An 8,807-nucleotide genomic window follows, 5' to 3' on the forward strand; every position below is an offset into this window, starting at 1 on the left:
GGTTCTGAATGCGGCTGGTGGTTATCTCTTCAATCGTGAGGAAGACCTGATTCAGAACAAGCTCGGCAAGACTGTGAGCCTGTCCACCGTGACCAGTATTCCGTTTCAAACCAATCAGGTGAACCTTATTCTGGTGCAGTATGCGGGCACCAATACGATGCATTGGGTTGCTGGTACGCGTCATCTGACGGATACGGATAAGGCCATGATTTATGATCCTGCGACAGGTGACGTTCTTGAAATTGCGACCACCGGTAACTTCAAACCGCAGACCAGCTCTTCCGCAAAGCCAGCGACACAGATCGGCCCGAACTCCTACGAGTTTCCAGGCATCTGGATACGGTTGGGTGCTTAATGTATCTGCCTGCTATAATATGATGTTGCAGAGTTACAAAGCCTGTGCGCTTCTTACTGCGGCGCGCAGGCCTCTGCGTTGGGCGCCGGGGCTGCTCCATGATTTTAGGAGGAAGTCGCGGATGTCGGCGTGGTGGGCTTTGGTGAACTGAGCGGTTTCCAGTGCATCTACGATACGAGAGGTGCGGATGCCCTCGTTGGCGGCGTAGGCGATCTGGTCCGGGTGTCTACGTGCGGTTGCCCGGCTGATGGGCTGGCCGTTCTTGCCCAGAATGTCACCTTGTGTGTTGGTTTGCGGGATTGCCATGTGGTGTACGGCGACGACCTCCCAGCGACTGTTAAAGACAGGGGAACCGGAGCTTCCTTTTTGCGTATCGCCGGAATACCAGCAAAACATGTGTGCATCAGTTCCATTTTCAATATGAAGAAGGTGGTTGTTATGGACGACCACGGCTTTGTTGCGTCCAAGGGGATGCTGAATGATATTAATCGGATCTCCCTTCTTGATTTTGCCTTGCTGACGGATGAGGGCGTGCCAGCCATAATGGTCCAGTGGAATGAAGCTCGGGTCTTCGTCCACGACGGCCGCGATGGCTATGTCCAGTTCTTCGTTGGCCCAGAAAAAGCGGTCTGGTTCGATGGAGCAGATTTTCGAGGGCGTCTGATTGCCGATGCGGTTAGCTTCTGCGCCGAGCTCGAAAAAGTGCTGGCGTGCTTCGTGCTCATTGGGCAAAACATGGTGGTTCGTCATGATGAGACCGTGCCCAACCAGAAAGCCGGTGCCGAACCTAAGCCCTTCAACATGCTCAATTCTGCCAACTGAGCGCGCGGCATAAAGGCCGTATTCAAAGAACTCGATTGGGAGGAGGTCGTTGCGCGTGCCGATCAAAGCTTCCTTGCCCAGTCTTGAGAGATCCTGCACGTCTTCCTCAAAGATTGAGGGCTGCGCAGAGATGGCGCAGCCTTCTGATAAGGCGAGTGTGGCCTGCCGTTTCTGATAGAGATTCAAGCGTTCCCGGCTATCTGTTTCCGCTTGTGTACCTGCAAGAATTGCACTGCGTGTTTTGTTTAAATCCCCCAGACGGCTTTGTAATCTATGAGTCGCTTTTTCAAGTAATACATTGTTTAAGTTTTGTAATTTAAGGGTCATGAAAAGTACCTTTAAATTGTTATCTGCATATGGCAAGCTTAATCATAAACTCACCTCTTGTGTAAAGTTTATCTGTAAATCTAGGAGGGGGAATACTATGAAAATTACATATGATGAGTTTTTGAAAATTGCTCGGGACCCAAGTGTCCCAGAGGAACAACTTCTAAAATACTGTGATGTGGTTGAGCATTCAGGTGCATTTGACATACAGTTCAAGATAAAGCCTGACATGGTGCAGATGACTGAGGCTGATCAGGAGTTTGAGAATGCTCTTCAGATCGGCAATTGGGCATCTCGTATCCGGCGGTATTGGCGGTTCAAAGATGCGCTCAGGGATCATCCAGAGCGGCCAATGCTGATTTCTGAGGGAGACAGCTGGTTCCAGTTTCCGATCCTGATTGATGACGTCATTGATCATCTCAGCGCACACTTCAACATTTACTCGTTAGACGCTGCCGGGGATACGGCGCAGAACATGGTGTATGGTGCGAACCGGGCGCGGCGGCGTGAGTATCTCTCCGCGCTGCTTGAATACAAGGATCAGGTGTTCGGGTTCCTGTTCTCGGCTGCCGGGAATGACGTGATCGGCGAAGATCCGGATACCGGTGTTGCAGTGCTCTTTGACGTTTTGAGAGACTTTAACGGCGATATTACTGATGTGGAAGGGCACATCGACCGTGTGGTGTTTGATGAGAAACTTGCTTTCCTCAAGGGGGCTTATGAGCGGGTGATCAGCGATATTCGCGGTGTTGCCGAGCTGCAGGAGATGCCTGTCTTCGTGCATGGATACGATTACGTGTTCCCATTCAGATGGGAGGGAGATACGCGTGATCCGCTGCATGCGGCTCAGGATGAGTGGCTGGGTGAACCACTGTCAGACCGCAATATTCCGAGCGTGCTTGGACGTAAGATCATCAGCGCAATGCTGGATGAGCTCTATGCTATGCTTGATGGTCTGGCGGCGAGCGATGACAATGTCATTGTGGTTGACTGCCGGGGGGCCATGCCAAACCTGACGGATTGGGTGGATGAAATCCACGGCACGTCTGATGGATTTGCGAAGGTAGCGAGCCGGTTTAAGGCTGCTATTGATCAGGCCCTCGTGGTGCAAGGTGCCATGACCTGATTTGAATGGGTGAGTGAGTGACTGTAAGTGCACCGGTGTTGAAAGCCGGTGCACTTTCTATTTGCCGATGGGCGGCGTGATTTGCTTTGTTTGCATGCAGATGTCATGCAAGAATTTGCTCGATGCCTGCTTTTGCTGTGCGTTCCAGTTCGTCTCGCGAGGTGCCGGACCGGGCGCGCAGGGACAGGCCGTTCAGCAGGCAACCGAGCAGGTGGCCGGTGATTTCAGCGGTTTGTTTTGGCTGGATTTTCCGGTCTTTGATCGCCGCCTCAACGGTTTCGCGCATGGTCTGGTCGATCCGGTCGAGGACCATTTTCAGGACTTCTTTGATCTCTTCATCTGCACCTGCTTCAGACGGGGCTGTGCAGGTGACGAAGCAGCCCATCGGGCCGCCGTCACTCTTTGCTTTGGGCCGGTAGATCTCCATGGCCTGCATGAAAACCTTTTCCAGCCCGCGTGAGATTTCTGTCTCGGACAGGATGGCTGCTTCGGTGCGTTTGCCCATCATTTCGGCAAAGTGCTCCAGGCACTTGATGTAGATGTCCTTCTTTGAACCGAAGGTGGCGTAAAGGCTTGGGCGGTTGATTTTGGTCTCTGCGGAGATCTGATCCAGACTGGTTGCTGAGTAGCCGTTTTTCCAGAAAATTCGCTGAATTGTGGTCAGCGCTTCGTCTTTGTCAAAAAGGCGCGGGCGTCCGCGTGGGCGTGATGGAGTCATTTATGTACTGCTTCGCATAAAAATATTGAGCTCTAAATATTGATGCGATACGGTACATAATTATTTTTGTTTTTGGAAGAGCGAGTTATGTCTGTGACAGCAAAGGATTGCAGAGCCTCTGAGCGCGTGATGGGTAGCCTGAATTGGGGGAAACGCAACGGGGCGTACAGTAAGGGGCGGTTGACGCCTCTGGAACATCTCACACTGGTTGGCAATCTGGCGCGCACGCAGTTGGTTGAGCTGGGTGACAGCATGAAAGACCGGTTGGGCTTGTTGTCGCCGGTTTCTTCTGAGCTGGAAGCGCTGCTGCCTGCTGAGACGGGATTGGTGCGCGATAGCCTTGATTTCGCGGTTGAGACGCATGACACGAGATTGTTGAATCACAGCTGGCGGACCTATCTGTTTGGCGTGCTGCTGGGGGAGTATGCAGGTGTGCCGTTTGATCGGGAGCTCTTGTTCTCAGCTGCCATCTTGCACGACAGTGGGCTGATCAATGATCGTGAGACCCAAGTGCATGAGTGTTGCTTTGCGATCTCCGGGGCTGAAGTGGCGTGCAATCATCTCTCCAGTTGTGGGCATGGTGCTGAGACGGTGCATAGGGTTGGCGACGCGATTGCACTGCATCTGAATGCCTATGTGTCAGCGCGGGCGCATGGGGGCGAGGCGTATCTGGTGAACCGTGGTGCAATGTGTGATCTGTTTGGGGCGGGGCATCGCCGTCTTGCCAAGTCCAGCGTGGATGAAATCATGCAGAAGCATCCGCGAGAGGGTGTGATTGAAGTGCTGGAGTTTGAAACAGCACGCCATATGAAGGGCACGCGGCCCTATGTGTTGACCAAGCTGACAGGTGGCAAAGCGCCGAAGACTGCGTTTGATATCTACGGTGTATAGCGCCGCCTAAAGCACCAGTGAGAGCAGCTTTTGAACTTCGGTGTGCTGCTGTTGCGTGTCTTTGTATTCGCCGCAGACACGGCCAATTGCGACGTGGATCATGAAAGCGCGGACGGAGACTGCACCGAGTTTTGGATCAATTGCTCGAATAGATTTGTCCTGCTGCCCCTTCTCAACACTTGCTTGAAAGAGCGCATCAATGCTGATCGCGACATTTATGAAGTTTTCTGCTCTGGTGCCTTTTTCCCAACCAGCAACGTCGATGAAGATGCGCAGGAATTCTGGTTGTTTTTCAAAGTATTCCAGGATTCCCATGAGAGATTGATTCAATACATCCCGCCCGTTGAGGGGGCTGCTTTCTGCTGCCTTGTGAAGACTATCCACGCAGGCTTTCAGCTCCTTCAGGCCGATCTCAGCAAACAGTCCCAGCTTGTCGCCGAAGTGAGCGAAGAGCGTGCCTTTGGAAACGTTGGCTTGCTCGGCAATGCTCTCTGTGCTGACCGCATTGAAATTGCCTTCATTGAACAGGCTCGTTGCCGCCACCAAAATGCGCTGGCGGGTTTCCTGTGCTCGTTTTTGTTTGCCCTGAAGCATGGTTCCCTCAATCTGAATAATATGACTATGGTCAAAAAATAAATTGACTCCAGTCATATTTTGAAAATAAGTTGACCGCAGTCAAATAAATGGAGTTTCCATGACAAACAGAATTTTTGTGTTTAGCGGTCATCTCGGAGAGGACCGCCTTGGGCATGCGCTGGCTGAAACATATGCCGAAGCGGCACGTCAATCGGGGGCGGAGGTTCGTGTGATGAACCTGAGCACTATGAGCTTTGAGAGTGCGTTGTTCTCAGGTGATTTTAAAGGAGATCAGGTGCTGGAACCGGATGTGGCTGCATTTCAGGAGAACCTGAAATGGTGCAGTCATTGGACGCCAATTTATCCGCTGTGGTGGGGTGGTATGCCGGGGCCGATGAAGGGGCTGCTGGACCGGGCCTTGCTACCGGGTGTTGCCTTCCAGATTGTGGAAGGGGAAGAGCTGCCTGCCAAACTGTTCAAAGGCAGCAGCGCACGTGTGATCATCACCAGTGATACAGCCGCGCATTACTATGAAGAGCTTTATGATTGTGCGCATGACAAGGTGATGGGACGTCAGATTCTGGACTTCATCGGGTTTGAGGAGCACAGCTTCAAGATGTTCTCGCCAACCTATCTGGCGGGTGAGGACGAGCGCGCTGCATGGATTGCGGAAACCGCTGAACTTGGCAAACAAGATGCGCTTGCAGTGCAGGATGTGTTGGCGGTAGCTTAAAGAAAAGCCCTGCAGGTCAATGACTTGCAGGGCTTTGTTGCGAATGTGAATCTGGTTTAACTCAGGCTGGTTCGCTGATGACTTCGGTCTTTGAGCTTGAGCCCCATTCGGTCCACGAGCCATCGTAAAGCGCGTTTTTGGTGAAGCCTACTTGCTCCAGAGCCAGCGTGATGACAGCAGCTGTTACACCTGAACCGCAAGAGGTGATTACCGGAGTGGTGGCATCGACGCCAGCTTGCGCAAAGATGTTCTGCAGGTCTTCCTTTGAGCGCAGCTTGCCATCGTTCAGCAGCAGGCCAAACGGCAAGTTCAGAGCGCCGGGCATGTGGCCGGCGCGCACGCCTTCGCGAGGTTCCGGTGCCAGTCCTTTGAAGCGCTCTGGTGCGCGTGCGTCAAGCACAAGGTGACTGCTGGTTTCCAAGGCATCCTGCACCTCGTTGAGGTTGCGCACCATGTTGTTGTTCAGCATGGCTGTGAAGTGGCGTTCCATGCGGGCTGGCACTTCGTCGGAGACCGGATAGCCTTCTTCCTTCCAGGCAGGCAAGCCGCCGTCCAGCACGAAGACGCTTTTTACACCAAAGGCGCGGAACATCCACCAGACGCGGGCCGCGGAGAAAATTCCCATGCCATCATAGACAACGATGGTCTGGCCATCGCCAATGCCCATCTTGCGCATTTTGGATGAGAACACATGTGGTTCCGGCATCATGTGCGGAAGTGGAGAATTCTGGTCGGACACGTCGTCAATGTCCATGAACAGTGCGCCGGGAATATGCTCTTGCTCGTATTCCTTTTTGGCGTCGCGCTCCATGGCAGGCAGATACCAGGAAGCATCAATGATAACTACATCAGGAGCATCAAGGTGGTCTTTGAGCCAGCTTGTCGAAACAATCGGGTCCTGTGCCATGTTTTAGTCCTCCAACTGGATACGGACGCGTCTGTTCTGACGGCCTTTTTTCTCTATCTTAGTGATGACAGCTTTGCCAATCTGTGCGGTTTGCGACACGTGCGTTCCGCCGCATGGCTGCAAATCAACATCTTCCCCAATTCTTATCAGCCTTACCCGTCCGCTGCCCATAGGTGGTTTTACACTCATGGTTTTAACAAGGCCCGGGTTTGCTTCCAGCTCCTCGTCGGTGATCCATTCCTGAGTGATGGCGTCATCGCCTGCAATGAGGTCTTGCAGCTTGCCTGTCAGCTCGTCTTTGTCCAGTGCAGCTTCCGGAATGTCAAAGTCCAGACGGCCTGTGCCATCGCTGATCTGGCCACCGGTGACGGGGAAGGGCAGCACGACGGAGAGCAGGTGCAAAGCTGTGTGGACACGCATGCGCTTGTAGCGGGTTTCCCAGTCAATGTGCGCAGTAATCTTTGCGCCGCTGGTCAGCCCTGCGGGAAGCTCGGTGCCATCAACTGGCACATGCACAATCTGGCTGCGATCTTTGGAATAAACAGCTGTTGCAATTGGAATGCGGGTGCCATCTTCCAGCTCAAGCGAGCCGCAGTCCCCCGGCTGGCCGCCGCCATTGGGGTAGAAGCAGGTCCGGTCCAGAATGATGCCACCTTCCGGAGTGATTTCGTTTACAGCGGCTTCGCTGCTGCGCAGGTAAGCATCTTCACGGTACAAATGTTCGGTCATGGAATAATCTCAAATGGATTGAACAGGTGCGCCATGAAATGAATTGGCGCACCTTTAACTGGTGATCTTAAGCGGTCGTGCGTGCGCTGAGCAGCTTCACAGCGAACGCTGCCATGATGCCAGCGAAAGAATAGTCGAGGATGCGCATCACCCGCGGTGAGCTGCGTAGGAACTTGGAGACTGCAGAGGCCCCAAACACCATTACCAGACTGCTTGGCACGTTCAGCAGAATGAAGAAGAAGCCAAGGAACAACAGTTTTGAGGTTGCGTATGGATCAGAGGCAGACACGAACTGTGGCAGGAAGGTTACGAAGAACAACACAACTTTCGGGTTGAGCAGGTTGATCGTGACAGCCTTTGCCCAAATGGCTTTGGGAGTTTCGCGGGATGCTTCGCCTTCTTCCAATGAGAGGGCGGACCCGTTGCGCAGGATCTGGAAGGCCAGGTAAACCAGATAGAGCGCGCCTACCGTTTTGAGGATCTGGAAGGCAAATTCAGATGCGGCGAGCAGGGCGGATATGCCAACCGCTGCCAGAAACGCATGGATCATGATGCCGTTGGTTGCGCCGATGATAGCAACCAGTCCGGCTTTTCGGCCCTGTGTGAGCGTTTTGCTCATGAAGAAGGTCATGTCCGGCCCAGGTGTAATGGACAGGATGAAGGCAGCAAGGGTAAAGCCCGCCATCACGCTTAGTTCAGGCACAAAATACATGCGAAAAGCCCTCTGGGTTATTATTCTCAGTTGGCCCCTAACGTATTTCAGTGCCCCAACGCAAGTCTACTGAACTGTCCTCATCAAAAACTAAAGAATTGGTGAGAACAGACGGGCGGCCTGGGCGAGGACGCGGAAGGCGTAGCGGCGGTTGTTGAGTTCCAATCGGTCTGTCTGACGAGCGCCTTTGAAATCCTGCTGCAGCATCTCTTCTGTCTTCCAGATCATGTTCTGGCCCGTGAACCAGAGCGTGATTTCGAAGTTGATGTTGAAGGAGCGGTTGTCAAAATTGACTGTGCCGATGCCAGCCAGCTCCTCATCGATGAGGATGACCTTTTCGTGCAGGAAGCCTTCCAGATAGCGATAGACCTTGATGCCATGGCTGGCGAGGTTATCTGCATGGGCATAGCTGGCGAGCCAGACGAGCCAGTGGTCGGCTTTTTCCGGCAGGAGGATGCGGACGTCCACGCCGCGCAAAGCGGCTGCGTAGAGGGCTGTGAGGACCTCAATGCCCGGTACAAAGTAAGGGCTGACGATCCAGATGCGTTTCTTGGCTCTTGAAATGCTCTCCACAAATGTGATGGCGCAGTCTTCCTGAATGTCTGCCGGCCCTGTCGGCATGACCATGACGCTTTCTCCACCCGTTTGGGAGAAGGAGGAGGGCAGCTCCAGTTGCAGTGTCTTGCCTGTTGCAAATTGCCAGTCTTCGCTGAAGGAGAGTGTGGCTGCGAGCGCTGCCGGGCCCGTGACTTTGACATGGGTGTCGCGCCAGTGACCAAACTCTTTTGACAGCCCCAGATACTCCTCACCGATGTTGTGGCCGCCGATCCAGCAGTGTTTGCTGTCTGTGACCACAACTTTGCGATGGTTGCGGTAGTTGAGGCGCATGGGGCCGAGCATACGCATGAGGC

General features: G+C 53.5%; 11 protein-coding genes. 4 read left to right on the top strand and 7 right to left on the bottom strand.

What is annotated here, in order from left to right; all coding sequences use genetic code 11:
- A partial coding sequence (locus PPL9_RS32505; protein WP_161831398.1) for a hypothetical protein occupies positions 1 to 355 on the top strand: 355 nt, incomplete at its 5' end.
- Positions 356 to 388: 33 nt separating this feature from the next.
- Here the strand turns inward: PPL9_RS32505 and PPL9_RS20480 are convergent.
- Positions 389 to 1,504, bottom strand: a complete 1,116-nt coding sequence (locus tag PPL9_RS20480; protein ID WP_082597001.1) for a serine protease — start codon at positions 1,502 to 1,504, stop codon at positions 389 to 391.
- A 97-nt stretch (positions 1,505 to 1,601) separates the two neighbouring features.
- Here PPL9_RS20480 and PPL9_RS20485 point away from each other — a divergent pair, with 97 nt between their 5' ends.
- Positions 1,602 to 2,630: a hypothetical protein gene (locus PPL9_RS20485; protein WP_057464413.1), complete on the top strand. Its 1,029-nt coding sequence runs from the start codon at positions 1,602 to 1,604 to the stop codon at positions 2,628 to 2,630.
- 103 nt (positions 2,631 to 2,733) lie between these two features.
- Here PPL9_RS20485 and PPL9_RS20490 read toward each other — a convergent pair whose 3' ends face one another.
- Positions 2,734 to 3,348, bottom strand: a complete 615-nt coding sequence (locus PPL9_RS20490) for a TetR/AcrR family transcriptional regulator (protein ID WP_082597003.1) — start codon at positions 3,346 to 3,348, stop codon at positions 2,734 to 2,736.
- Positions 3,349 to 3,435: 87 nt separating this feature from the next.
- Here PPL9_RS20490 and PPL9_RS20495 point away from each other — a divergent pair, with 87 nt between their 5' ends.
- Positions 3,436 to 4,239 (top strand): HD domain-containing protein, encoded by an 804-nt coding sequence (locus PPL9_RS20495; protein WP_057464414.1) that lies wholly within the window; start codon positions 3,436 to 3,438, stop codon positions 4,237 to 4,239.
- A gap of 6 nt (positions 4,240 to 4,245) precedes the next feature.
- On the opposite strand, the gene PPL9_RS20500 is transcribed toward PPL9_RS20495, so the two are convergent.
- Positions 4,246 to 4,833, bottom strand: a complete 588-nt coding sequence (locus PPL9_RS20500; protein WP_057464415.1) for a TetR/AcrR family transcriptional regulator — start codon at positions 4,831 to 4,833, stop codon at positions 4,246 to 4,248.
- 100 nt (positions 4,834 to 4,933) lie between these two features.
- Between PPL9_RS20500 and PPL9_RS20505 the strand changes: the two genes are divergently transcribed.
- Complete coding sequence (locus PPL9_RS20505) at positions 4,934 to 5,548, top strand: NAD(P)H-dependent oxidoreductase (RefSeq protein WP_057464416.1); 615 nt, start codon at positions 4,934 to 4,936, stop codon at positions 5,546 to 5,548.
- A gap of 61 nt (positions 5,549 to 5,609) precedes the next feature.
- On the opposite strand, the gene sseA is transcribed toward PPL9_RS20505, so the two are convergent.
- The 4 genes from sseA to PPL9_RS33520 form a co-directional block, all read right to left on the bottom strand.
- Positions 5,610 to 6,455: a 3-mercaptopyruvate sulfurtransferase gene (gene sseA / locus PPL9_RS20510; RefSeq protein ID WP_057464417.1), complete on the bottom strand. Its 846-nt coding sequence runs from the start codon at positions 6,453 to 6,455 to the stop codon at positions 5,610 to 5,612.
- 3 nt (positions 6,456 to 6,458) lie between these two features.
- Entirely contained in the window at positions 6,459 to 7,184 is a 726-nt protein-coding gene (locus tag PPL9_RS20515) for an alanyl-tRNA editing protein (RefSeq protein ID WP_057464418.1), read from the bottom strand.
- A gap of 67 nt (positions 7,185 to 7,251) precedes the next feature.
- A complete protein-coding gene (locus tag PPL9_RS20520; RefSeq protein ID WP_057464419.1) occupies positions 7,252 to 7,896 on the bottom strand; it encodes a LysE family translocator in 645 nt (214 codons plus the stop codon).
- Between the two features lie 90 nt (positions 7,897 to 7,986).
- On the bottom strand, positions 7,987 to 8,807 hold an 821-nt coding region (locus tag PPL9_RS33520), incomplete at its 5' end, for a phospholipase D-like domain-containing protein (protein WP_244273431.1).

Origin of the sequence: Pseudovibrio sp. POLY-S9 (genome assembly GCF_001431305.1) — a bacterium.
Lineage (GTDB): Bacteria > Pseudomonadota > Alphaproteobacteria > Rhizobiales > Stappiaceae > Pseudovibrio.

What these genes read in the sequence shown, in the direction of transcription:
- PPL9_RS20480 (WP_082597001.1), bottom strand. Translation starts at nt 1,504, where the DNA reads ATGACCCTTAAATTACAAAACTTAAACAATGTATTACTTGAAAAAGCG.
- PPL9_RS20485 (WP_057464413.1), top strand. Translation starts at nt 1,602, where the DNA reads ATGAAAATTACATATGATGAGTTTTTGAAAATTGCTCGGGACCCAAGT.
- PPL9_RS20490 (WP_082597003.1), bottom strand. Translation starts at nt 3,348, where the DNA reads ATGACTCCATCACGCCCACGCGGACGCCCGCGCCTTTTTGACAAAGAC.
- PPL9_RS20495 (WP_057464414.1), top strand. Translation starts at nt 3,436, where the DNA reads ATGTCTGTGACAGCAAAGGATTGCAGAGCCTCTGAGCGCGTGATGGGT.
- PPL9_RS20500 (WP_057464415.1), bottom strand. Translation starts at nt 4,833, where the DNA reads ATGCTTCAGGGCAAACAAAAACGAGCACAGGAAACCCGCCAGCGCATT.
- PPL9_RS20505 (WP_057464416.1), top strand. Translation starts at nt 4,934, where the DNA reads ATGACAAACAGAATTTTTGTGTTTAGCGGTCATCTCGGAGAGGACCGC.
- sseA (WP_057464417.1), bottom strand. Translation starts at nt 6,455, where the DNA reads ATGGCACAGGACCCGATTGTTTCGACAAGCTGGCTCAAAGACCACCTT.
- PPL9_RS20515 (WP_057464418.1), bottom strand. Translation starts at nt 7,184, where the DNA reads ATGACCGAACATTTGTACCGTGAAGATGCTTACCTGCGCAGCAGCGAA.
- PPL9_RS20520 (WP_057464419.1), bottom strand. Translation starts at nt 7,896, where the DNA reads ATGTATTTTGTGCCTGAACTAAGCGTGATGGCGGGCTTTACCCTTGCT.